Genomic DNA, 26,217 nt, shown 5'->3' on the forward strand with positions numbered 1-26,217 from the left:
GAAAAGAGGCGGTCCTGAAAAATTCTCTCAGAACTGCCTCTTTCCGGCTATTTTATCTTTTTATAAACATATATGAAGATTACTTTGTAAACAGATCTACCAGATCCTGACCATCATCATAGCCCTGTTTTTTCAATTCCTGAACAAACCAGTCATCTACACCGTCTACTGCTTTCTTAAAGGAATCGATATCCATGTCCTTTTTCTCTGTGAAGGTCACACCGTTTTTGTCTGCCCAGCGTGCTTTGATCTCATCATCACTGGAGCGGTTGATGTAACGCTCATATTCAACAGCCTTCTGACCACACTCGTCAACAACAGCCTGCTGCTCCGGTGTCAGCGCATCATAAATATCCTGGTTGATGCAGAAGAACAGGCAGTCATAGATTGCATCCCACATGGAGCAATATGGCTGTACCTCCTGTACACTGGCTGCATCGATGGCGGGCAACGGATTCTCCTCGCCCTCTACCGTATTCTGCTGAAGTGCCGTGTAGGTCTCGGACCAGTTCATATTTGTGGCATCTGCGCCCCATCTCTTATAACACTCCATAAGAAGATTAGAGCCGGCTACACGAACCTTCAGATTCTTCATATCATCTACAGATTTTACCTCATGCTTGCTGTTTGTCAATTCACGGAATCCGTTCTCTGCAATACCCATGCAGTGGAGTCCGTAGCCGTTAAGGATTTCCTTCAGCTTATCTCCAGCCTCTCCGTCAAACTTCGCATCTGCATCATCATAGGAATCATAGATGAACGGCAGGGATACCACATTGAAGCGTGGATCAAATGCAGAATAGATCAGATTGGAATGCATGGAGATCTGTACCGGGTCTCCGTTCATCAATGCCTGGATTCCTTCGGACTGATTTCCGTTTGTCAGCTGATCCGCTGCGTAAATGTTAACCTTGACCTTTCCTCCGGTAGCCTTTTCCATGAGTTCACCGAACTTACGTCCTCCATCAGCCCAGGTACTTGTCTCTGTTGTGGAGCATGCAAAGTTCCAGGTTGTCTCAGGCCAGTTCAGATCACTGTAATCCTCCACGGTATCTACCGAATCCTCTGTAAACAGATCTACAAGATCCTGTGCATCGTCATAGCCTGCACTCTTAAGCTCGTTTACAAACCAGTCGTCGATTCCGTCTACTGCTTTCTTGAAGGAATCGATATCCATATCCTCTTTCTTTGTAAAGGTCACACCGTTGCTCTTCTCCCAGCGGCTCATGATCTCCTCATCGCCGGAACGGTTGATATAACGCTCATACTCAACAGCCTTCTGGCCTGCCTCATCAACAACCTGCTGCTGTTCCGGTGTCAGGCTGTCATAGATATCCTGGTTGATACAGAAGAACAGACAGTCATAGATTGCATCCCACATGGAGCAGTACGGCTGTACCTCCTGTACACTGGCTGCGTCGATCGCAGGCAACGGGTTCTCCTCACCCTCTACCGTATTCTGCTGAAGTGCTGTGTATGTCTCGGACCAGTTCATGTTTGTGGCATCTGCCCCCCATCTCTTATAACATTCCATGAGAAGATTGGAACCGGCCACACGAACCTTCAGGTTCTTCATGTCGTCTACTGTTTTTACTTCATGCTTGCTGTTTGTCAGCTCACGGAAACCGTTCTCTGCGATTCCCATACAATGAAGTCCGTACTCACCAAGGATCTCTTTCAGCTTTTCTCCGGCCTCACCGTCAAATTTTGCATCTGCGTCATCGTAGGAATCATAGATAAACGGCAGGGATACTACATTGAATCTCGGGTCAAATGCAGAGTAGATCAGATTGGAATGCATGGAGATCTGTACCGGATCTCCGTTCATCAGTGCCTGGATTCCCTCGGACTGATTTCCGTTTGTCAGCTGATCTGCTGCGTAAATATTAACCTTGACTTTTCCGCCGGTTGCTTTTTCCATAAGCTCACCAAATTTACGTCCTCCGTCAGCCCAGGTACTTGTTTCGGTTGTAGAGCATGCAAAGTTCCATGTCATCTCCGGCCAGTCAAGATCACTGTAATCAGCGATGGTATTAAAGGAATCACTTCCGTCCCCGGAATCCTTGGAACTCTGGCTTTCTGTGTCAGAAGACTGGTCTCCTGTATAGGAGCCCTCTTTTGCAAGGGCCTTCGGAAGAGCTGTGGAAACAGCCGGAATATAAGTGATGATCAGAAGAACTGCAACGGATGCAGCGATCATCGGCATAACTGCTCTGGAGATCTGCTGAAGAGTAACCTCCAGACCTTTTTTGATCTTGATACTGATGGCAACAAAAAGGTTTACACCTACCGGAGGTGTTACCTGTCCGATCGCAAGGTTAACTGTTGCCATAACACCGAATGCTACCACATCATAGCCCAGAGCCTTACATACCGGAAGCATGATCGGTACAAAAATGTACATCGCAGAGTTTGCATCAATGAAGCATCCTGCAATCAGGAAAATGATGTTTACGATCAGAAGGAAGGTAAACTGATTATGTGCAATGCTGGCAAGAAGCTCAGATGCCGCATTTGCAATACCAAACTTGGTACATACAAAAGAGAACAGAGAAGCACTCGCTACGATCAGCATGATTCCACCGGTTGTCTTTGCAGAGTCAACAAGAATGTCAAACAGGTCTTTAAGCTTAACCTCACGGTAGATCACCATACCAACAAACAGACCGTAAACAACAGATACGGCTGCAGCCTCAGTTGGTGTAAAGATACCACCGTAAATTCCTCCGAGGATGATAACCGGCATCAGGAATCCCCAGAATGCATCTTTAAATGTATCCCAGCGCTCTTTTGCGGAAGCTTTTTCACGGGATGGCTGAATATTATGTTTCTTTGCCTCGATCATAACGATGATCACAAGAGCAACACCCATCAGAAGTCCCGGAACGATACCAGCCATAAACATATCTGCAATAGATACGCCTGTGATGGAAGCATATACAACGAATGCGATACTTGGCGGTATGACAATGGCGATGGAACTGGAAGTTGCCATCAATGCCGTGGAAAACGGTGCGGAGAAACCGCCCTGCTCAACCATAGCCGGGATCAGAACTGCTCCAAGTGCCGCAACAGTTGCAGGACCGGAACCGGAGATTGCTCCGAAGAAGCAGGCTACGATAACACATACAATGGCGATACCGCCCTTTTTATGTCCTACGCAGGTATCTACGAAGTTGATCAGTCGTTTTGAAATACCGGCTTTTGCCATAATGTTTCCGGACAGAACAAAGAACGGGATAGCAAGAAGCAGGAATTTACTGATTCCGGAGTACATATTTGTAGCTACGATCGTCAGAGATGTGCCGGAATAAAGGATGGCACATACAGATGACAGACCTAAGCAGATCGCAATGGGAAGTCCCAGGATCAGGAAAACAAAGAAGGAGATAAATAAGATTGCACTGATCATTTATTTGTCCTCCTTTTCATCATCTTTTTTCAGGCAGAAGTCCAGACAGTACTCAATAAAATGAAGGATCATGCAGCCTGCTCCGATCGGCACGAAGGACCAGAATATCCACTCCGGCCAGTTCAGTACGAAAGTTCTCTTGCCGTTTGCCAGCTGTGTAAGAACTTTGTCCATTCCATACTTAAATAAAATTGCGGAAAAAACAATGCACAGGACCGTGATCAGGATCACAGATGGTTTTTCCAGTTTTTTCGGAAGACGGTCCGTAACCAGTGTCAGACTTACCAGTCCTCCCTTTTCACGGCAGGCAAGTGCTGCTGCCAGAAGTGTGATGAGAACAAACACCGCTACAACAAGCTCTTCTGTAAAAGACCATGAGCGATGGATGACCTTACGGGAAAATACATTTCCCACAGTCAGCACAAGGATCAGCAGTGTGGAAATGACCAGTACGATTTTTTCTACTGCTGCAAGTGCGTTCATGAGTTTTTTGTACACTTTCATACTCTTTCCCCTTTTGTATATTTTTCCGGTTTCAGATCCTTACCCCGTGGTTTAAAATGTTTTTGAATAAAAAAAATCCGTCCCCTTTCAGGGACGGATATAAAATTCCGCAACCACCCTGTTTCTCAATTGAAACAAGCACGATTCTGCAACGTACCGGCATACGCGACTTCTGTAACGGGAAGCACCCGTGAAAACCTACTTACTTGTCTGAAACTTTCGGCTTTCCTTCTCAGGGATGATATTCAAGGCAGTTCCGACGCTGTATCACACCAGTCACAGCTCTCTGAAGACGGTTCCTCTGTCTTTACTGATTCCCTTCATGGAATTTGCTTCTGTTATGTGTTAACTCTTTAATGAGCTAAACTAATTCTAACTCTGTTTGTTTTGATAGTCAAGTTTTTTTTTCAAAAACTCCTTCAGGCGTTCTTTCCTTCTCCGGCGAAGTACTCCTTCACAAGCTTTACAACCACACCGGAAAGCAGGAATACTGCGATCAGGTTAGGGATCGCCATCAGACCGTTGAAGGTCTCTGCGATACTCCAGAGAAGTCCGAGATCAACAGTTGCACCGATGATCGCTATCAGAGAGTACAGTACCATAAAAGGCCTGATAGCTTTTTCCTTAAAAAGAAACTCCGCACATCTGGCTCCGTAAAGTCCCCATCCAATGATAGTGGAAAATGCGAAGCAGCACATGGCAACTGCTGTAAAGATGGAAACCCAGTTTCCGTATGTACTGGTAAAACCGCTGATGGTAAGCTCCGCTCCTGCTGCTGCGCCATAACCGATCGGCACCTCGCTGCAGAGGATGACAAGTGCTGTCAGCGTACAGATCACGATCGTGTCCGTGAATACCTCAAAAATCCCGAAAAATCCCTGTTTTACAGGTTTTCTGGTGTCTGCACAGGCATGTGCGATGGAACCGGTACCAAGACCTGCCTCATTGGAAAAAATACCTCTGGAAACACCTTTTTTCATACTCATGAAAAAGCTTCCTACTACACCGCCTGTCACAGATGCCGGATTAAATGCTCCTCTGATTATAGAGCTGAAAACACCCGGAACATTTTTCCAGTTGATGATAACTACACCGATCGCAAGAATAATATAAAACAGTGCCATAAACGGTACCAGCTTTTCTGTAACCTGGCCGATCCTTTTGATTCCGCCAAGCAGGATAAGTCCTACAAGTACTGCAAGAATGATTCCCATAACAAGGTTCACTATGGAAGTATTGTCTGCAGTGACCACATTGTAATTGATCAGCGCAGAATCAATAGCAGTTGTGATAGTATTGACCTGTGTTGCGTTTCCGGTTCCGAAAACAGTCAGCACACCGAAAGCTGAAAACAGATATGCCAGCCAGTGCCAGTGTTTTTTTAGACCATTCTTAATGTAATACATTGGTCCTCCAACCAGATCTCCATTGGCATTGGTTTCGCGGAAATGTACCGCAAGTGTTACTTCTGAAAACTTTGTACACATTCCAAGAAGTGCGGAAATCCACATCCAGAATACGGCTCCCGGTCCTCCGATGGCAATAGCACCTGCCACACCTGCAATATTTCCCGTTCCCACGGTAGCAGCTAACGCCGTACAAACAGCCTGAAACGGTGTCAGACTTCCATCGGAAGCTTCTCTTTTCCGAAGCATACGTCCGATAGTAACCCTGATGGCATAGGGAAATTTCCGAATCTGGAGAAAATTCGTGCGGATACTTAAATAAAGACCTACACCAATAATACAGATCATCGCAGGAACGCCCCAGATAAAATTGTTTACAGCAGCATTCACTGATTCAATAACAGATAACATTCTATAATCCTTCCCTTATTTAATTTTGTCTTTTTGGATTGTACGTTTGTTTGTACAAAAAAGACGATTCGTTAAATTATATCACATTTTCTGTCGAATGTATAAGAGAAAAGCTTTATAATTTTACTATGATAAAGAAAGAAAGTAAATAAAAGCTGCCAATCCTGTTGTCAAATATGTGATACACCTGTAGTAAAAATACTTATCTGTGATCAATATCATTTTCCGTATCGTCCAGGAATGTAAATATATATCCCCAGTATTTCTCCAGGATCTTACCTCTGCTTCCATAGATCTCATGCTTTGTTCCGATCATATGGATATAATCACAGCTTGTTTTTCCCTGGCGATTGATCTTTCCGGCAAAATTTTTCAGGGCACGGACAGACACCAGATCTTCCGCCTGGGCCTGGATGAGCAGCATTGGTGCCGTATATTTTTTCCATCCGTAGAGACGCAGATACCAGCTCATTTCCGCAGAAGCCCAGAGCCAGCCGTAGGATGGAGACCAGGTCTGGAGCTCCTTATGTTCTGCACGGAGATTTTTGTATCGCTCGTATCTTGGTTTTGATGTTGCGGAGCTTGTCTCAAAAGAACCGCTGCCATCGTAAGGCTTTCGGCCAGCTACATATTCCTCATCTTTTCCGAAAATGCATTTCTCCAGAGCTATGCCAGTGGCTGCCGGCCACGGAACATTATCTGTAAGAGGACGGATCATCGGAGAAGAAAGGATCACCTTGTGAAACCAGTCCGGCTCCCAGGCTGCAGCAATACCACCGATGGCACCACCCATGGAATGTGCATACAGGTTAAGTGACAGATCCGGATGTGCTTTCTTTATGTAGCGGCATGCTTTCAGAAAATCACGGATATATCTTCTCCATGTATCGATGTGGACCAGAGACGGGTCTGCGGTAAGGCGATAGCTACGGCCATGACCGCAATGCTCCGGAATATATACATGATAGCCTTCCTTAAGAAAATAATAAGCCACTTCATCATATTTCACTGCTGATTCTGTGAACCCGTGGCTGATGACTACCACACCTTTAGGCATATCAATATCAGACAGATACTGCAGCATATGGATCTTACCTGTGATCCGTTTGCTTTCGTTACGAAACGGATAATCCGCACCTGGTACATAAAGTTCCCTTCTGTGTGACAGAAGATATGGCGTTACGATATTTTTCATGGTTTCTTCGTATTCATTTTCATGTATGATCTGCATATTGGTTAAAAACCTCCCTACTGTATTGCTTTTTTTCTCCCAAACTCTGCTTTCCAAAATCCTTCCATGTTGTTACAGCTGTTTTCTTACAGGATAACAGAATTCATTCCTTCAGGCAATCCTTTTCAGACCATTTTGCTCTTTAATTTCCATTAAAAAATGCCCGAACATTTTGATATGTACCGGGCATTTCTTCTATTATTTAATAGAATCTCACAATATCTTCCACATCTTTACGTTTCGGTCTTGCAGGCTCTTCGGCTGCTTTTCCGATGGCGATCACTGCCACTACCGTTTCTGTTTCCGGAATGGAAAGGAGCTCACGGAGTTTGTCTCCGTCACGAAGTCCCATGATCAGGGTTCCATATCCAAGCTCCTTTGCCTTCAGGATAAGATTCTCGTTCTGAAGTCCCAGATCATAGCAACCCCAGCCGTTTCCGAGCTCATTATCCGGTGTTCCGTCTTTCTGAAATCCGGCATGGTTATGTACAAAGGTTGTAACGATCAGGGAGGCATTCTTTGCTTTTGCCTGGTTCATTTCCGGCAGACATTCTCTGCTGACCTTCTCCACCATCTCTTCGGACATTACACAATAATATCTTCCGGTCTGGGAGTTTTTCCAGCTGGGTGCTTCCTGAGCGGCCCGGATCACTGCAAGAAGATCTTCTTTTGTGATCCTGCTCTCCGGGCTGTATTTACGGATGGTCCTTCTCTCTTCGATCAGTTTCTGAAATTCCATATTTTTCCTCCTTATCTGTCCGGTGCAGGATTTGCTTCCGGATCCTGCAGTTATTCCGGCACGGATTTATATGTTCACACTTTTTATGGAACTATTTTAACACAATGCCGTATTGAAATCAATTTTCAGAACTCCGGCATCGTTACTGTTCGCTCCGTTCTCAGTAACACACTTCAAAAAATATTGCCTGGGAACAATAACTGCAATATCATTTATGAAGATTTTTTTTGATTTACCACATAAATTCCCACACAGACAAGAAACAGTGCGATGAGACTTCCCATATTAAATGCCTGACGTACCTCTCCCAGAACCAGTGCAGACAGGATCACACTGAACAAAGGATTTACAAAGCCAAAGATAGCTACCCTGGATACATCGTTCCAGGCAAGCAGCACTGACCACAGTGTATAGGCCACCGCAGACACCATTGCCAGATAAAAGATGATCCCGATACCGGCAGCATTTACGCTTCCGAGATGTCCTCCCATCCCTTTTCCGATCAGGAACAGAATGATCCCGCCCATGGTAAACTGCGTTCCGCTGAGTACCACCGGAGATATCTTTCTGGAAAAAATATTGATCAGCACCGTGGACATTCCGTAAGAAAACTGCGCGATCAGAATAAATCCTTCTCCTGTAAGCCTAAAACCTGCATCCAGAGAATTTCCCATAAGATTGATCACGACCACGCCTGCAAAACCCAGGATACAGCCAAGCATCTTTCGCCCGGTCATTTTTTCCTTGTGAAAAGCAAGGCAGGACAGCAGGATCGCAATAAAATTCCCAAGACCTGTGATAATAGCGCCTTTTACACCGGAGGTATGTGCCACACCTATATAAAAGAAGAAATACTGACATACTGTCTGAGCCATACATACCGGCACCGCATATTTCAAAACAGTCCGATCGGGAAGCAGAACCTTGCGCTCACGCAAAGATGCAAAGATCAGTACGAGGATTCCTGCTAGTGCAAAACGCACTCCTGCAAAAACGATCTGACTTGCCGTATCTGCAGAATCCATCTGCATCAGACGGTATCCTGTCTTGATCAGCGGGATCGCACTCCCCCAGAGGAGACAGCAGACGCAGGCAAGCGCTGCCACCACCCAGGTTTTTTTTAATATTGTTTTTGTTTGTTCCATTTGTTTATTCTCTCTTTCTCAAAACTTCTTCCATCTGACTGATCACAGCTTTTATTTCATTTATTGCACTGATACTTACGTCCCGGAAATCAAGCTTTTTCCCCTTTCCGTATAATTCCGCCTCATAAGCGCTGGCTTTCTCTTCATCTTTATCCTTGTATCGGGCTTTTCCGATCAGCCAGGCACTGGAATCCGCACAGTCCGGATATTCCGTATTTCCCCGGATCAGAAAATCCTCTGAAGCTTCCGTCAATGCTGTTTTCAGTTTTTCTGCTTTATCCAGAAATTCTTCCGTTGTCTGCGGATAATGTTCTTTTATATAGAGGAGATTTTTATGAATACAGGTGGCACTTTTTTCCATTAATTTCCGTTCTTCCGGATCTTTGAAATTATCATATTCCCCAGGCCGGACTTCCCACCCGCGGATGGATTTGCTTAATTCCATCAGCCAGTATACATGACGGGAAATATCGTCCGGAAACATAAAATACGCAGAAAATTCATGGTCGATCATAGGTGCAAGACTTATGATCCCGCCATCTTTATCACAGAGAAATGCTACATTTTCATAATGATAATTCTGGTCTCCTTTCAGGACAGAGATCAGTACCTGCATGGCAAGCTGTTCCGCCATTTCCTGATGCTCCTGAAAAAAATCAGCCTCAAAAATATCTCTATAATCATAAAACATCTGGCAATAGTTTACATAATTATCAATATCTACCTTTTCATCCGGATATTTCCGAAAAAATTCCAGAAGATTCAAAAGGCTTTCCCCTTCTTTATATGCCATGGGTACTGTCGTTCCGTAGTCAAGATATTTTTCATTTACTGCCTCATACCCTTCACAAATGGCCAGTTCATATCTGGGCGCAGGCATGAAATATTCATTAATGATCGTTGACCAGAATACCTCTGCATAAGCATACAGTGGCGTGGAAAATGGTTTAGATTTCGTCAGTGGCTTGAAGATCATATTTCCCGGAAATATAGGGAAATGTTTTTCCCCGCTTACCACGCCTACAGCTTCAGCCTTAAGGTTTCCGATTCGATTTTTGTATTGATAGTGTCTGACTTTATAATACATAGCAGTCATATCGTATTGCCTTCCCCTTCAATGTATAAGACGGCTCCCGGCCGGCAAGACATTCACTTTTCAGCGGACGCTTGACGATGATCTTATCCGGATTTGCTCTGATAGCTGCATCAAAAAGATCCTTTTCCCCGGAACACGGTGGTTCCAGCTTCTGGATCAATTGAAGTTTCTTGTTGATCAGGCTGGATTTCTGTCTTGCCGGAAACATAGGATCCAGATAGATCACGTCTACAGGATCAAGAAGCTTTGACATACCTTCTACACTGTTTCCCTCGATCACCTTCATACGACCGGCAATATCTTTCAGATCCATATTTTTCCTGGCACGGCGAATGGCATCTTTAAGAAGGGCTGCAATCACCGGATTCTGCTCGTACAACGTCACCTCATAGCCCTGGGCTGCCAGAAGAAAGGCATCCTCACCCATTCCTGCCGTAGCATCGATGGCCTTCCTTCCCTCCTTATCTGACTTCACCGCCTTCACCAGCATCTCATGCTGAAGTCTGCCTCTGGTAACTCTGTGAAGCATCGTCTCCACAAAATCCCCCTGATAGGTCAGCCCGAAACCGGACAGCGAAACGCCCCTGGAATCAAACCGCACCGTCAGAAAATCTCCCGGCTTATCCTGAAGCTGCGCTCCGGTCCTCCTGCAAAAGGCTTCCGCCATATCTCTCTGTCCGCCCTTTCCAAGACAGACTGCGATTTTATCATTCATTTCCCGATTCTCTCTTTCATGACTCTTTTTCATAAGCTCTTTCATTCTACAATTTTACAAAAGAAATTGCAATTCATCTCAAATAAAAGCTGTCGCTTTGCAATCTATTAACCGCTAAAGCGACAGCTTTCTTCTCAGCCGTATATTTATTTTGAATTTTTCTTTCCTTTTCTGACTTTGATCCTGCGGATCATCCTTCGGATCAGAAATACCACAAGCACAATGATCACTATAAGGATCAGACAAATACCTGCGATCATTGCCGAAAACTTATTCAGCTGCTTCACCAGATCAATGATATTTCTGCTGTCCTCCACAACCTTACGTCCATGTGTCGTCTCATAATATTCCGGCACATTGGCAATTCCGTCGCCGTCTGTATCCTCAAAGGACTGCATATATCTTGCGATTGCATCCCAGGCCTTTAATTCCCTGTCACCCTCCATGATCGCCTGATCTTCCAGATTTTCAATGGGATTCCCATCCCTGTCCTTCGGTTCAAGAGACAGCATTCCATAGGACATTTTCGTCACAGAACCAAGCATCTGGCCGGTATACAGGTCTGTCACAACATGATACAGTTTGTCATCCTGGATCTCGATCCGCTCTCCGTCTGCCCTGGTGAGATAACAATCTGTCACCTTATTCAGAATCATCCGATGTGGATTGTATGCAAAATTCAACCCACTGCAATATAACCTTGCCGTTGTCATAAAATCCGATACAGAAGCGTCCACCTCCGCTGCCAGCTTCAGCTCCTTTCCGGTCAGGTATGCACTGATCAGCGGATATCCGGCAACACCGTCCTTTCCGATCCCCAGTGAAAAGGAATTAAAAACATCCTCTACTGTGATATCGCCCTTTGTGTATGTATCCCGCACGGTTCCGCTTGGAACAACGGCTACATCAACCGGATCACCATCATAATACTCGGAATTCTCCACTGCATATATGTATGCATCGGATATGATATCACCAAGATTCAACTCTTCGTGCATCGTGCCCATTTCTTCCAGACTGTTGAATTCAACATCATTTTCAGCAAGAACCTCTTCTCTTGTATAGCCAAAATCGGCAAGATAATTCTTATCCACCGCATCCATCAGGGCATCGATCTGTTCCTGTGTCGCCTGGTCCGGTTTTATCTCCTCAGAAACAGGAATCAGCTCATAGGATGTCAGCTCCCACCGTCCGTCCTGCTTCTGTGTCATGGAAAGTGATCCCAGATTTCTTCCGTATTCACCGCAGGATACGATATATGTGTTCCCATGCTGAATTGCCTCTTTCAGCTCTGAGTGCGTATGTCCGCTGATGATCAGATCGATATCCGGCACCTCTTTTGCAAGGATCTCATCCTCCGATTTGTTCTCATCCTCCCAGGTTCCTCCATGGGACACACAGGCGATCATATCCACTTTTTCATTTTTTCTGATCTCTTCTACCGTCTGTTTTACGGCCTCAACCGGATCCTTGAACTTTAATTCACAGGTCGGTGCACATTCCAGGGCATCCTTACCGAACACACCGACTACTGCAGCCTTTACATCTCCCTTTTGAACTACCACATAATCCTTCACACCGTAGGTTTCAAATGCTGATCGGATCAATTTCTGTCCATCACTTAATCCGGACTGCTCCATGCTGTCCCAGTCCACATTGCATACCACCAATGCCGGTACTGTCTCACCGGAATCCTTCGCAGCCTCCAGCATATTTGCCAGTCCCTTTGAACGATAATCATATTCATGATTCCCCAAAGTCGTCACATCATACCCCAGACATCCCAGCATTCGAAGCTCTGCCGCCTCCGTATCGTATACGGTCTGGATCAGGGTTCCCATCGAAAAATCACCGCCATCCAGCACCAGGGTGTCCGGATCTTCCTGCTTCTTTTCATCAATCAGGGTTTTGATCCTTGCAAATCCGCCAACCTCTTTTTGTTCTCCATCTACGATGGTTGAAAAGCTGTTCAAATGCGAATGTGTATCATGGCTGAACAAAACATCGATCTGTTTTGTCTCGGCTGCTTCCACCGGAACATTCCATGTAAAGGGAAGCAGTAATGTGGCAACAAGCATGATCACCAGAAGCCTTGCTGAAATTTTCTTTCGTGTTTTCATAACCCTCTCCTTTTGTATATAGTTTTCTTATGCCTTTTTACAAAACCATCAATAATGTTCCTGCACCGATCAAAATACATCCGATCAGCGATTTTGCTGTAAATTTCTCGTGTAAAAAAACAAATGCCAGTACCAGCGTGATCACAACACTCAGCTTGTCTATCGGCACAACCTTAGATGCATCTCCTATCTGCAAAGCACGATAATAACATAACCATGAGGCACCTGTTGCCAGACCTGAAAGTATCAGAAACAGCCAGCTTTTTTTACTGATCGCAGTGATTCCACCTTGTGTATTTGTGAGAAAAACCATTCCCCATGCCATGACAAGCACCACCATCGTTCGAATCGCTGTTGCAAGATTCGAATTAACACCGGTAATACCTACCTTTGCCAGTATGGATGTCAGAGCTGCAAATACAGCAGACAGCAAGGCAAACACAAACCACATAGTAACTCCCCCTTCTTGGCCCGCCGCTTAGTGCTCCATACACCTAAAGCGGGGAATACTTATTCTGCATTCATCGTATCATTTTTCTTCTGATATGTCACTATTAACAATTTCATAAGGCATACTGTACCAGATTTTATCATATTTATCTATAACTCCATTTAAAACAGATTTCATTATCTCATAAATTCTTGCAGCCTGATCCTCCATATTGTTATCCACAGTTCCATAGATTTCCCCGAGTCGGATCTTCTGATTCATTTCCTGACTGTTATTAATTCCAATAATAACCGGAAGTTTCATCTGATGTTTTTTGTAATAATCATAGACCCCAAGTGCCATGTCATCATTGTTGCATACGACTGCCTCCGTATTCCGGATCGTCTCTTCATCCAGCTTCGCAAATTTTTCCAGGGCAATCTCCCGTTTCCAATCCGCAGTCAGGTTTCCCAGCTGCTTTAACGGCAATTCTCTTCCTGACTCCAAAAATCCGTTAGTTCTCCGAATCGTATCATAATGAGACTCTTCCCCCTCAATCAATATGTAGTCCAGCTTTCCGTTTTGATTCCGATCCACGCTCTGCTTCTGCTTATCCCAAAGCTCCTTCAGCAGCTTTCCCTGTATCTCTCCGGCAGCTTTTCCGTCTGTTCCTACATACCAGACATCCTTCACGATCTGAAGATCCTTCTCGGCAACTTCACGGTTATACAAAATGACGGGGATCTCCTTCTCCTCCGCTTCATTCAACACACTGGCTGCAGATGCAGGCTCTACCAGGTTAACCAACATGATATCATACTCCTGCGCATACATATACTGCAGCTGTTTTTCCTGTTTCTTATTTTTTCCATCTGCATTATAGATTTCGTAGGATATTTTCCTTCCTGCAATTTCTGTTTTTTCAATCATATCCTGCAAAGTCCGTATATATTTCTCCATAAAGGTATCATTCAGATCATATACCGCAATTCCCATGTGGATATAACAGTCTTCTCTCTTTGGTAGCTTCCATGCCACGATCAGACCTGCCATCAGCACAAAAAGACCTGCCAGTATAAAATTATATTTTTCAGTTTTCCACTTCATCTTCTCCCTCTACCTTGCAAGTAATGCATCCAGACTGCCCGCTTCCAGAATTTCCCGATCAAGCTTTAACGGCTGCAGAAAGATACTCTCCATCTTTTTTTTCTTTCCGTAAGTTTCTATCATCTGCATACATTCATAGCCAAGTCTGTATGTATTTTCCATATAAACCACTTTCTTACGGCCACTTTTGATCTGTCCCAAAACAGTTTCACTGATTGGCATCCTGTATGTTTCTTCTTCCTGTTCCCTCCGCACAAATGCCGCATAATGCAAATATGACTCCTTCATGGTATCTGTAAGTGCCAGTACTTCCTTATATTTGTAACCATTCTGATTTTTTTTCAGATAAAATTCCGGATATACCAGAAGAATTCCCATGCTTCGATTCTGCTTTTCCTCTTTCACCAGCTCTGCAAAACTTTTTTCGGACATCTGCTTTTTGTACCAGACATCCAGCTTTATCTGATGGTCATAAGCATAATCCCGGATTCCCTCCTGGACACTGCTTAAATCTTCCTGTGTGTTTTGTGGCAGGACGATGGTAATTCTGCTTTTTTCTGCCCTATGGTTTCGCACTGTCATATACCGAAAGGATATAAGTGCGATCAGAACCAGAATCAGAATGATATGTTTTTTCTTACTGCTCATCCATTTCCTCCATTTTCGGGATCGTGATCGTGGCAACGGTTCCCTCATCCAGTTCACTACTGATCGTAATTCCATAATTTTTTCCATAGATCAGCTGTATCCTCTCATTTACATTGCACACTCCGATTCCGGAACCACGTTTGCTGGATACTACTTTATTGTGCATGATATAATCTATTTTTTCCTGTGTCATACCGGGTCCATTATCTGACACATCGATTTTGATATCTCCATTCTTTTCATAGATCCGGATCTCGATTTCTCCATCCTCATACATTCCATCCATTCCATGATAAATAGCATTTTCCAGCAATGGCTGAATAGATAGCTTGGGGCAAAAATATTTCAGCAGTTCCGGATCTGCGTCCACATGAAATTCAAATTTATCCTTGAAACGAATATTCTGGATGGCCAGATAGCTGGAAGCATGTTCCAGTTCTTTTTCCAGAGTGATCATATCTTTTCCCTGACTTAAGGAGATCCGGAAAAATTTAGCCAGAAGAGAGACCATCTCCCCGGCACCATCATATTCTTCACTTCGGATCATCCAGATAATGGAATCCAGCGTATTATACAAAAAATGAGGATTGATCTGCGACTGCAGAAGCTTCTTCTCCATCTTCTGCTTTTCTCTCTCATTTCTGCGTATCTCTTCCATTTGCTCCTGAAGCTTATCTGCCATAATATTAAAATGTATACTTACATTTTTCAGTTCGCCGATTCCTTCCTCCTGTGCTCTGGCATTATAATCGCCTTTTCCGAATTTTTCCATTGTCCGAAGCAGCCTGTAAATCGGATTTGTAAAATTGTGAAACACAAGAGTATCAAGAAAGATCAGGATCACTCCGATCAGAAGGAGTATAAACCATACAAGATAATGAAGATTATGGCTTTCCAATACCAGACTGTCCATAGAATTTACAACTACCATATTCCATCCTGTGTAACCGATCTGCTGACCCTCTATCAGCCACTGCTGACCATCCGCCTTTTCTATCCTATAATTTTTGCAGGACAATGCAGACTCTATGGTCTTTTCTTTATATAATCCGGATGCGATCTCTTTATCAAAAGGATGATAGAGCATATTCTTCTGATCATCCAGCAAATAGCAATAAGCTGATTTCTGATTTCTGTAATGCGACAGTATCTCATCCACAGAATCTGTATAATACTCCATCAGAAGAATTCCTGATCTCATATTCCCATCCTTGATATATTCTACATAACGGCTGATCTCAAATACATAACTATCCTCCTGAGGACGTACCAGTCTCCGCCGTCCGTAACTGATCGTCTCAATATTCTCCTTTGCCTGTAAAAACCAGGCCATCTCTTTCGCATCCTCTTGTTCTGCAAATGTCCCTGAATGCCATATACTTTCTCCGTCTATATCGTATAAGGCAAGTCCATACAGACACTTTTCTTCAAGAAATATCTGCTGTTCCATTTCCTCCGCAAACCTGGCACTGTCCACATCATATTTCTTTATATTCTGATAGTAGATCCTGTTGATCAGTACATTGATATTTTCAATCTGTGTCTCCAGACTCTGCGCCAGAAAATCCCTTTGCTTTCCTATTTTTTCTATGGCATCCTTCTGAAAATATGTTGAAAAATAGTAGGAAAACAGAAGAATACAGCTGATGATGCAGGCTGCAATGGAAGCAGACATAACCACCGGAAAAATGATACGGATACTTATCTTTTTATTTTTCATTTTCAGCTCCTTGTATATTATTTCCGATCTATGTATCTGACTGTGCAGATTTTCTGTATTTTACAGGTGAGATTCCACAGTTTTTTTTAAATACGTAGCTGAAATAATTTGGCTCCGGATACCCTACCATCGCTCCGATGGTCTGACTCTTATAATCAGTCTGCAAAAGCAGTTTTTTTGCTTCTTCCATACGTCGACTGATCAGATAATTAATGAATGTACCTCCTGTTTCCTGCTTGAATATTTTCGAAAAATAGGAGGTACTAACATGTAACTCTCCACATATCGACTCCACACTCAGCTCCGGATTCCGGAATTTTTTTTCCACGATCTTCATTGCATTTTCTGCCAGAACCACATTGTTGTCGATCTGTTTTTTCTGGATCAGTGATCGTATCAGAAGGCAGTAATTCAAAAGCCAATGATCTAATTCTTCCCCTGTGCTCAACGAAAGGATCTTCACCGCCATCTTTTTGGATCCCGCAAATTCTGCATCTGATGTAATCTGGTATTTCTTATAAAATCTGGCAACAGAAAAAGAGATTTCCAGAATAACGATCTGATATTCATTCAAATTATAGTGACCCTTATGCAGCCATGCGATCAGATCACCGACCTGTTTTTTCAATTCTTCTTCCGTACAATACGTGATGGATTTTCCGATCATTTCCACCTGAGAGTTCCAGTCCTCTTCCTCCTGCTGCGGCATGATATCGTTATAGTAAGTATAGCTCTCCTCCGGCAAAACAAGATTATAATCCAATGCTTCTGCTGCCTGAGCATACAACGCCGGCATATCTTTCAGATTCTCTCCGCTGTTGCTGATCCCGCAGGAAATCCTCGCTCCGAAAATACGCTGGATCATAACTGCTGTTTCCTGGATACTTCGTGTGATCTTCCCAATCTCATGTCTCTTGCTGCCACCAAGGAGAAATACTTCTTTATCGCCCATACCAAATTCATGAACGTGTGCAATTTTTTCCAGTGCTTCCTTCAACGTTTCCTTCATTGACAGTTCGCTGAGAATGTCCTTCTTCCCTTCTTTTCCCACTTTTACTGCTATAACTGAGTACACCTGATCCGAAAGATCCAGCTTCAGATTTTTTATCTGCCGCCTGCATTCCTTCTCCTCCATAACCTCTGTCATAAGCCTGGAAAAAAACTGCTGACGCAATAACGGCAGGCTCTGTGTATATGCATTCTCCAGCCGGACACGGTTTATTTTTTCATTATATTCTTTCTCCAGTTCCTGATACATTTTTATGAGCAGACGTTGCATCTCCTCGTAATCAATGGGTTTCATCACATATTCCGAAACTCCATAACTGATAGCCAGACGTGCGTATGTAAAATCATCCCATCCGGAAAACAGGATCACCTTTGTATTCATATAATTTTCATGGATATTCTTTGCCAGCTCCAGACCATCCATGAAAGGCATTTTTATGTCACTGATCACTAAATCCGGATGAAATTCATCCATCATATCAAGCACTTCTTTTCCATTCTGTGCTGTTCCAACTACAGAGAATCCAAGGCTCTCCCAGTCTATTCCCTTCTGCATTCCATATAGGATATTCGGTTCATCATCTGCCAAAATAATACTAAATACTCTCACACTCCATACTCCCTGATGTTTTACTGTATTTTATGATAGCATATTATCAATATACATAAAATACAAAAAATCCCCTGTTTATTGTTTTCACAATTAAAACAGGGGACTGCTCTTATTTCTCTTCTGAGCCGTTCAGTTTCGCAACAACTTTTTTCATAAATTTATCATCTAATTTATATTTGCTCTTAAATACAACATATGCAAGAATAACTCCGATAGTCGGCACTACACACATCAGAACACGAATAGAATTCTGTGTTGCAAGTGACTGCACTGTGTTCGGAACATATCCTGTAAGCTCCAGTACAAATCCAATAGCCAGCGCTGTAAATGCTGCTGTCAATTTTACGATCAGGGTCTGCAGAGAGAATACAACACCCTCGTTTCTGTTTCCGAGAACATATTCTCCATAATCCACAACATCCGCAAGGAATACCGTTGCACATCCAAGCTCCAGACCGGTTCCTGTCTTAACAATAATACCAGCAATCGCTGTCAAAACAATATTATTCGGACACACAATTCCTACCACCAGAAGAAGAATCAATCCGATCGGTGGCAACACACACGCAAACAAAAACGCCTGCTTTCTGGACAAGATCTTTGTTACCTTCGGGAAGATCAGAAGTCCTACAACCTCTGCAACAGATGCACTGATCATAAATGCAGATAACATTCCGGCATTGTTGCATACATAACTGAAGTAATAGGTCGCAACTCCCATGATTGCCTGAATTGCCACATTATATAAAAGAATCAGCAATACTGCCCATCTTAACTGGTCATTTTTTCTGATGACTGTGAAGATGTCTTTAAATTTCATTTTTTCTTTTTTCTCAACATCATGCTGGATCTTTGGCAGATTCAGTACACATACAGCCATTGTAAAAATAAATGTTGCTGCAATGATCAAAGCAAATCTATGATATCCTGTATAATCACCGCCAAGACCTTTGATGATCTGTACTCCAAATCCGGCAATGATCAGTGACTGTCCGATACTTGCAAAAATTCTTGGCAGTACGGATACTTTTTCACGCTCCTGTGGATCAGATGTAAGATTCGGGATTACTGACCAGTATGGAATGTCCATAATTGTATAGGTCATTCCCCATAATACATAAATAACAGATGCAAAAACACAAAGGCTTACGCCTGATAAATGAAAATCTGTAAATACAATTACAAATACAAATGCGTTGATCAACGTTCCGATCACTAGCCACGGTACAAATTTGCCAAAACGGCTTCTTGTATTATCAACAACCATTCCCATGAAAAGATCATTAAACGCATCCCAGATCTTTGCCACGAAAAACATGGTTCCGATAAACGCCGGCGCTACTTTAATGATATCTGTAAAATAGATCATGGAAAAAGTTGCTATCATTCCATAGATCAAATCCTTACCCAATGCTCCAAAAGCAAACGAGTACTTTACTCTTCCAGGAATCTTACCTTGGTAAACCACACTGCTTTTATTGTTGTTATCCATTCCTCTATCTCCTCTTTTATGCCCTTTCTTTGTACACATTTCTTTACCGTGTGATAGTTTAGCATTTTGGGATGGATATGAACATTTGATATTCTATTCAAAAAATATGATTTTTTGTTTTTAACTCTATTTTTCAAACAATTTACTTTTCTTTTGCCTTGCCATCTCTTGTCAACATTTTTTTTGAACTTTTGAAGGTCTCTGTTCTTTTCCTGACGTTTCTTCTATAGCAGCAATTTCCTCCGCCGTATATTCCTCTATTTCTGTCTTTGTTACCTGTTTGATATGCTTTTTTTTCAGGCGCAGATATACAAATTCCCGAAAAATAGTATAGAACACGGAAAGCAGCGGAATAAAAACAAGCATACCCACAATTCCCATAAGGTTTCCGCCAATCGTAACTGCTGCAAGAACCCAGATCGACGGAAGCCCTACAGATTCACCCACAACATGAGGATAGATCAGATTTCCCTCGATCTGCTGCAGCACCAGAAATACTATAATGAATAAAATTGCCTGTTTCGGATTTACCATAAAGATCAAAAAACTTCCCACTGCACATCCGATAAAGGCCCCGAAAATCGGAATCAATGCAGTAAACGCAATCAAAACTCCGATCAAAAGTGCATATGGCATCCTCAAAATACTCAGTATCACAACAAACATACAGCCGAGGATCACAGCTTCCAGACACTGACCTGCAAGAAAATTCGCAAATGTCCGATAAGTCAGAGAACAAATTTTAAGAAAAGCATCTGCCTTTTTCTTTGGAAGAAAGGCAAAAAATACTTTTCGGATCTGCACATGCAGCTTCTCCTTCTGAAAAAGAACATAGCAGGCAAATGAAAATGCAATAAAAAAGGTTGCCAATCCACTGACTATGGAACCCACTGCTGACATTGTGGTATTCATCATATTTCCTGCACCATTTCCAAGAAGACTTATTCCCCACTTGATCGCCTGATCCGGATTAAACTGCACCTGATTTACCAGCTTCATGATTTCCTGGTTATTATGGGAAAATTCCCGAATCCAGCCTTGCATCTGCGGAATGAAATCAGCGATACTCATCATCAGAGTTCCCATTGTCCGCGTAAGCTGCGGAATCACCCCGAACATTACCAGTACGATTACACCAACCGCCAATATGATCGTAAGGAGCAGACTTATCGGTCTTGCCAGTTTTCCAACTGTCTTATTTTCTTTTTTTACTCTTCCGAAAATTTTCTTTTCCAAAAAGCTCATTGGCACATTTGTTATAAAAGCGATCGCCCCGCCAAGCACAAACGGAAATATAATCCCCCATATTGCTTTTAGCACGCTGAGCACCACATCGAATTTCCATAGGGCAACTACAAGAAGTGCCGTAAACACAATAAGCTCCCTGATTTTTTTTATAGATATTTTGCTTAAATCCACTATTTTTCCTCTCTTTTTTTCAATTTCATACGTATCCATTTAAGCAGCTGAATGATTGGAAGACTTGCAAACGCATACAAATATACACAGCCAAGCTGCATCAGATCCAGCGTCTCTACTTTAAACAGGAGATGAAATCCCGGAACCGTCAGTACAACGGTAATGAGTACTGCCCCAAGTGCAAATGCTCCCTGAAGCCATTTATTATTAAAGAAACGTTTTGTAAAGATAACCGGATGATCCGATTTGCAGTTGAATCCATGGAACAAACGTGCCAGACAAAGTGTTCCGAAGGCATAGGTACTGCCAAGCAGTGCACCATTCTGGTTATATCCTGTCAAAAATCCTATCATCGTCATCATACCGATCACCAGGCCTTCCAGACCGATTTTGCCAAGAAAATCCTTTGTCAGTATTGACTCGTCTGCTGATCTTGGTTTCTCATTCATCACCTCACTGCTGTGCGGCTCCACGCCTAATGCAATCGCCGGAAGGCTGTCTGTCAAAAGATTGATAAACAGCAGATGTACCGGTGCAAAGGGAACCGGAAGTCCTGCCAGGGATGCACAAAGAACTGCCAGGATCGCACCAAAGTTTCCTGACAGAAGAAACTGGATCGCATACTTGATATTCTGATATAAATTTCGTCCATTTTCCACTGCTTTTACAATTGTTGCAAAATTATCATCTGTAAGCACCATTGCTGCAGCATCCTTTGCGACCTCTGTTCCGGTCACTCCCATTGCAACACCAATATCTGCCTGCTTCAATGCCGGAGCATCATTCACACCGTCTCCGGTCATTGCCACGATCATCCCCTTCTCCTGCCATGCACGGACAATACGAATCTTGTGCTCCGGTGACACTCTTGCATACACAGAAATATTCGGAACAAATTCCCTCAGCTGCTCATCGCTCATATTTTCAATATCAGCGCCCTCGCAGGCCTCCGACAGATCGTGTAAAATTCCGATTCTCTTTGCAATTGCCGCTGCTGTGATCTTATGATCTCCAGTGATCATGACCGGCCGGATCCCCGCTTTTATACATTCTGCAACTGCAGCCTTTGATTCTTCCCTCGGCGGATCCATCATAGCGATCAGACCAAGAAATACCAGATGGTTCTCATCTTCTGTCGTCAATACATGCTTCTCCGGAATTTCACGATAGGTAAATGCCAGTACCCGTAACCCTTCCATTGAAAATTCCTGATTCTGGCGCTGGATCTTTTCTTTATCTGCTTCTGTGATTTCCCGAACTCCGTCCTTTGTCCAGATTCTGTCTGTCAGCTCCAGAAGCCGGTCAACCGCACCTTTTACGATCATCCGGTTCTCACCATCAATTCTGTGAAGTGTTGACATCATCTTACGGTCACTGTCAAAGGGAAGCTCTCCTTCTCTTTGATAAAGCTTTCTTACACCTGCAGCCTCAATTCCGTACCGGCTGCCCAGATTGATCAATGCCGTTTCCGTCGGATCTCCGATCTCCACTCCATTTTCATTTGTTGAATCATTACATAAAATGCTGTAGTTCAAAAGACATCTCTGCGCCGGATCTGCTACATCAATTGCATCTGCTGTGATTCTTTTTCCATCAATATAATAATCTTCTACTGTCATTTTGTTCTGTGTGAGTGTTCCGGTCTTATCCGAACAGATAACAGAAACGCTTCCAAGACCTTCCACAGCCTGGAGCTTACGAATGATCGCGTGCTCCTTTGCCATCTTCTGTGTTCCGAAAGAAAGGACGATCGTCACGATGGAGCTTAAAGCTTCCGGAATCGCTGCGACTGCAAGTGCTACTGCAAACATAAATGCACTGCTGATCTTCTCACCGCGGAATACACTGATCGCAAACAGAATTCCGCAAAATATCAGGATCAGAATGGAAAGCTTCTTTCCAAAATCATCCAGATTCGCCTGAAGTGGCGTCTGTTTTTCCGAAGTCGATTTCAGAAGTCCCGCAATCTTTCCAACCTCTGTCTGCATTCCTACATTCGTTACAACCGCTCTGCCACGCCCATATGTGACAAAGCTTCCGGAAAACAGCATATTGGTCCGATCACCAAGCGGTGCTTCCTCCAAAATAATGTCCATACTCTTTTCAACCGCAAGACTTTCTCCGGTAAGAGCACTTTCATCGACCTTAAGACTTGCATTTTCAATCAATCTTCCATCCGCAGGGATCATATCACCTGCTTCAAGAAGGATCACATCTCCTACAACCAGTTCTCTTGCCGGAAGCTGTACCGCCACACCATCACGCAATACCTTTGCCTCCGGACCGGCAAGCTTCTTTAAACTCTGCAGAGACTGCTCAGCCTTTACGGTCTGCACGGTTCCCAAAATCGCATTGATCGTAATAACGATCACGATAACTGCTGCACTTTCCACATCTCCGAGCATACCGGATATCACTGCCGATGCGATCAGGATCAACACCAGAAAATCCTTATACTGCTCAAAGAAGATCTGCAAAATACTTTTTTTCTTTCCTTCTGCAAGCTCATTCCATCCGCACTTCTCTCTGGACCGTCTGACCTGTTCATCGGTAAGCCCTGATTCCCTGCTTTCCACACGCTCGAGAACTTCTTCTGCTGTCTGCTGATAAATTTCTTTCATTACCTTTGCCTCCTTTTTTGCAAATATTCACCGACTGTAATTTTTTTATGCAATAAAGGATTTTTTTGATAAAATGATATAAAAAAAGAAACCCTTATTGCACAACAAAAAATGCAATAAAAGTCTCACCATTTCCCTGCAGCGCCGGATGTTTCCACCGTACTGACGACACTGCAAACGCAGATTTCCAAACGTAGGTTACTCCCCTTTATCAGTTTTAATAGTATAACAGAATCGGTACCTCTGTCAAGATACTTTATAAATCACACCTTGCAAATATGATACTCCGGTAACAGAAAAACTCCCATTTTTTGAATGGAAGTTTTTCTGTTACCCTGAAAGTATTATAGGCCTGCAGCCGTTTTATTACCTTTTAAGATTTATTACTCTGATCAGCCACAATATTACCCTGCACAACTCTTCCCTGATCTTTTCCTTTTCTCAGTCCTCGAACTACCTGCACATTTCCAAGAATCAGATAATCCATTTCTCTCTTAGTGATTTTCGCAAAATTTTTCTTTGAAACAAAATAGAAAGTAACTCCCATCAGTACCCACACGATCAGCGCTGCAAAGGACTGTGGAGCCATGAATGCTGGAGAACCGGGCACGATCAGGAGCAGCAATATTACAACAGAGATCACGCAGCCGCCCATTGCTACTGCCGGATGGATTTTATTTGTATCTGTATCATCGCCATATTTTTTCAGAAGAATATAAGCACCTGCACAGGTAAAGAAATATCCGAACGCAGTACCTACGGAACACATATCTACAACCCAGCCGATCACTTCTCTGCCGAAAAATGGGCAGATACAGCAGATGATCATGGTAAACCCAACACATATGGACGGAGTTTTATGCTCCGGATGAACCTTTTCAAAAGCTGACGGAAGCATTTTTGCTCTTGCCATACCAAATAAAAGACGGCTGGATGTCATAAAGAATCCGTTCATACCGGTAAAAATCCCCATGCACACTGCCAGTGCCACAAAGCACACACCAACTTTTCCCATTGCAAGATCAAGAACTGCACCTGTATGCCATTTTACAAGAGTTCCATCCGCATCTGTCATAGTCAGAACCTGCTGCCAGGGAACAACACAATCTGTCACCAGTGCCATTGCACCATAGATCAAAGCACCTACGATCAATGCTGAAATGATCAGCATTTTGCACTTCTGTGGTGGAAAATCATATTCTTCTGCCGCCTGTGGAATACAGTCAAATCCTACATAAAGGAACGGAGCCAATGCCAGGATAGATACAAAACCGCTTCCAAGAGACTTGCCTTCGGCTCCGTATGCCGGCTGCAAGTTTGAAGCATCAAAATGTCCTGTTGCGATCACGCCAATGACTGATACAACAACCGCTGCACACATGATAAGGACCATCGCAAGCTGAAGATTTCCTACAGATTTCGCACCTTTGTAATTCATGATCCCGAAAAGTATGATAAAGAACAGGGATAATCCGACTTCACCCATATATACATCATATCCTGCAATTGTATACAGGTAACCTCTGTTAAAGACTCCAGGAAAAATATAGGATGCCAATACCGGAAGTGCCGTTGCATTCAAAGCTACAATAGACAGATATCCAAGCGACAGCATCCATCCGCATATGTACGAAGCAGTTCTTCCAAAGCCTTTATATGCATAGGCAAATTCACCACCCGCTACCGGAAATTTTGCGATCATATAAGAATAGCTGTAGCCTACCACGATCATTAAAAGACCGCCTGCCAGAAATCCCAGAAACAGCGGGAGCGGTCCACCTGCACGTTCTGTCCAGAGACCACCCTGTATAAAACATCCCCATCCAATGATGGAACCGACTGCAACTGCCCAGATCGAACCAGGTCCCATGGATTTTTTTAATTTTGTTCTTTTATTTCTTTCACCCATATATATCCTCCTGCTTCATCAAGCATATCATTCATCATCATCTTCTCTGGTTTCTTCACTGATCGTATATGCCTCACTGATATCGGAAACAAAAATTTTTCCATCACCATAATGTCCATACTGCCCACTCTTTGCACTGTTAATGATAATATCTACAACCTCATCTTTTTCTTTGTCCCCAACAGTAATATACAGCATGTTTTTTGCCATTTCCTGATAAAGGACATCACCTACCTGAATACCTTTTTCCTTACCTCTTCCTGAAATTGCCCATTTTGAAAAAGCAAAATATCCTTCCTGTTCCAGTGCTTTGATGACATCCATTACTTTCTCAGGTCTTACGATTGCTGTGATCAGTTTCATAATCTTTCATCTCCCATCCATAAATACAAAAAGAGCCCAGATACCAAAGTATCCGGACTCCATCGTCTCTTTCTATATTATCATTATTTCTTTCAACATTCAATCAAA

General features: G+C 43.2%; 19 protein-coding genes and 1 other annotated feature. All 19 genes read right to left on the reverse strand.

Annotated elements, in window-relative coordinates; genetic code table 11:
• Positions 1 to 79: 79 nt before the first annotated feature.
• Positions 80 to 3,412: a TRAP transporter large permease subunit gene (locus MUB50_RS08400; protein WP_186582222.1), complete on the reverse strand. Its 3,333-nt coding sequence runs from the start codon at positions 3,410 to 3,412 to the stop codon at positions 80 to 82.
• Positions 3,413 to 3,916, reverse strand: coding sequence for a TRAP transporter small permease (locus MUB50_RS08405; protein ID WP_118514171.1), 504 nt, complete (start codon positions 3,914 to 3,916; stop codon positions 3,413 to 3,415). It lies immediately after the preceding gene.
• 86 nt (positions 3,917 to 4,002) lie between these two features.
• Positions 4,003 to 4,249, reverse strand: a binding site (T-box leader).
• Between the two features lie 86 nt (positions 4,250 to 4,335).
• On the reverse strand, positions 4,336 to 5,733 hold the full coding sequence (locus MUB50_RS08410; RefSeq protein ID WP_244791005.1) for an alanine/glycine:cation symporter family protein: 1,398 nt from the start codon (positions 5,731 to 5,733) through the stop codon (positions 4,336 to 4,338).
• Positions 5,734 to 5,935: 202 nt separating this feature from the next.
• Complete coding sequence (locus MUB50_RS08415) at positions 5,936 to 6,964, reverse strand: alpha/beta fold hydrolase (RefSeq protein WP_186582220.1); 1,029 nt, start codon at positions 6,962 to 6,964, stop codon at positions 5,936 to 5,938.
• A gap of 202 nt (positions 6,965 to 7,166) precedes the next feature.
• Entirely contained in the window at positions 7,167 to 7,703 is a 537-nt protein-coding gene (locus MUB50_RS08420; RefSeq protein WP_244791007.1) for a nitroreductase family protein, read from the reverse strand.
• Between the two features lie 212 nt (positions 7,704 to 7,915).
• Positions 7,916 to 8,848 (reverse strand): DMT family transporter, encoded by a 933-nt coding sequence (locus MUB50_RS08425; protein WP_244791009.1) that lies wholly within the window; start codon positions 8,846 to 8,848, stop codon positions 7,916 to 7,918.
• Positions 8,849 to 8,852: 4 nt separating this feature from the next.
• Positions 8,853 to 9,944 carry a hypothetical protein gene (locus MUB50_RS08430; protein ID WP_244791011.1) on the reverse strand — a complete coding sequence of 364 codons (1,092 nt, stop codon included), beginning with the start codon at positions 9,942 to 9,944 and terminating at the stop codon, positions 8,853 to 8,855.
• Complete coding sequence (locus tag MUB50_RS08435) at positions 9,925 to 10,659, reverse strand: class I SAM-dependent methyltransferase (protein WP_244791013.1); 735 nt, start codon at positions 10,657 to 10,659, stop codon at positions 9,925 to 9,927. Before MUB50_RS08435 ends, MUB50_RS08430 begins: the two co-directional genes overlap by 20 nt.
• Positions 10,660 to 10,805: 146 nt before the next feature.
• On the reverse strand, positions 10,806 to 12,779 hold the full coding sequence (locus MUB50_RS08440; protein ID WP_244791015.1) for a bifunctional metallophosphatase/5'-nucleotidase: 1,974 nt from the start codon (positions 12,777 to 12,779) through the stop codon (positions 10,806 to 10,808).
• Positions 12,780 to 12,816: 37 nt separating this feature from the next.
• Positions 12,817 to 13,230 (reverse strand): EamA family transporter, encoded by a 414-nt coding sequence (locus tag MUB50_RS08445; protein ID WP_244791017.1) that lies wholly within the window; start codon positions 13,228 to 13,230, stop codon positions 12,817 to 12,819.
• 78 nt (positions 13,231 to 13,308) lie between these two features.
• Complete coding sequence (locus tag MUB50_RS08450; RefSeq protein WP_138276689.1) at positions 13,309 to 14,316, reverse strand: substrate-binding domain-containing protein; 1,008 nt, start codon at positions 14,314 to 14,316, stop codon at positions 13,309 to 13,311.
• Positions 14,317 to 14,325: 9 nt separating this feature from the next.
• Positions 14,326 to 14,964, reverse strand: coding sequence for a hypothetical protein (locus MUB50_RS08455; protein WP_244791019.1), 639 nt, complete (start codon positions 14,962 to 14,964; stop codon positions 14,326 to 14,328).
• The gene (locus MUB50_RS08460) at positions 14,954 to 16,684 is read right to left on the reverse strand and encodes a sensor histidine kinase (RefSeq protein ID WP_244791021.1); all 1,731 of its coding nucleotides are present in this window, start codon (positions 16,682 to 16,684) and stop codon (positions 14,954 to 14,956) included. The genes MUB50_RS08455 and MUB50_RS08460 overlap by 11 nt, the downstream gene beginning before the upstream one ends.
• Positions 16,685 to 16,712: 28 nt before the next feature.
• Positions 16,713 to 18,302 (reverse strand): response regulator, encoded by a 1,590-nt coding sequence (locus tag MUB50_RS08465; protein WP_118062294.1) that lies wholly within the window; start codon positions 18,300 to 18,302, stop codon positions 16,713 to 16,715.
• Between the two features lie 112 nt (positions 18,303 to 18,414).
• The gene (gene melB / locus MUB50_RS08470; protein WP_118514188.1) at positions 18,415 to 19,797 is read right to left on the reverse strand and encodes a melibiose:sodium transporter MelB; all 1,383 of its coding nucleotides are present in this window, start codon (positions 19,795 to 19,797) and stop codon (positions 18,415 to 18,417) included.
• A 171-nt stretch (positions 19,798 to 19,968) separates the two neighbouring features.
• Positions 19,969 to 21,216, reverse strand: coding sequence for an AI-2E family transporter (locus MUB50_RS08475; protein ID WP_243119216.1), 1,248 nt, complete (start codon positions 21,214 to 21,216; stop codon positions 19,969 to 19,971).
• A complete protein-coding gene (locus MUB50_RS08480; protein WP_244791023.1) occupies positions 21,216 to 23,837 on the reverse strand; it encodes a cation-translocating P-type ATPase in 2,622 nt (873 codons plus the stop codon). Before MUB50_RS08480 ends, MUB50_RS08475 begins: the two co-directional genes overlap by 1 nt.
• A gap of 373 nt (positions 23,838 to 24,210) precedes the next feature.
• Entirely contained in the window at positions 24,211 to 25,746 is a 1,536-nt protein-coding gene (locus tag MUB50_RS08485) for an APC family permease (RefSeq protein WP_118625262.1), read from the reverse strand.
• A gap of 27 nt (positions 25,747 to 25,773) precedes the next feature.
• Entirely contained in the window at positions 25,774 to 26,109 is a 336-nt protein-coding gene (locus MUB50_RS08490) for a P-II family nitrogen regulator (RefSeq protein WP_015525489.1), read from the reverse strand.
• Positions 26,110 to 26,217: the final 108 nt, after the last annotated feature.

The sequence above is a fragment of the Blautia sp. NSJ-140 genome (assembly GCF_022868965.1).
Lineage (GTDB): Bacteria > Bacillota > Clostridia > Lachnospirales > Lachnospiraceae > Blautia_A.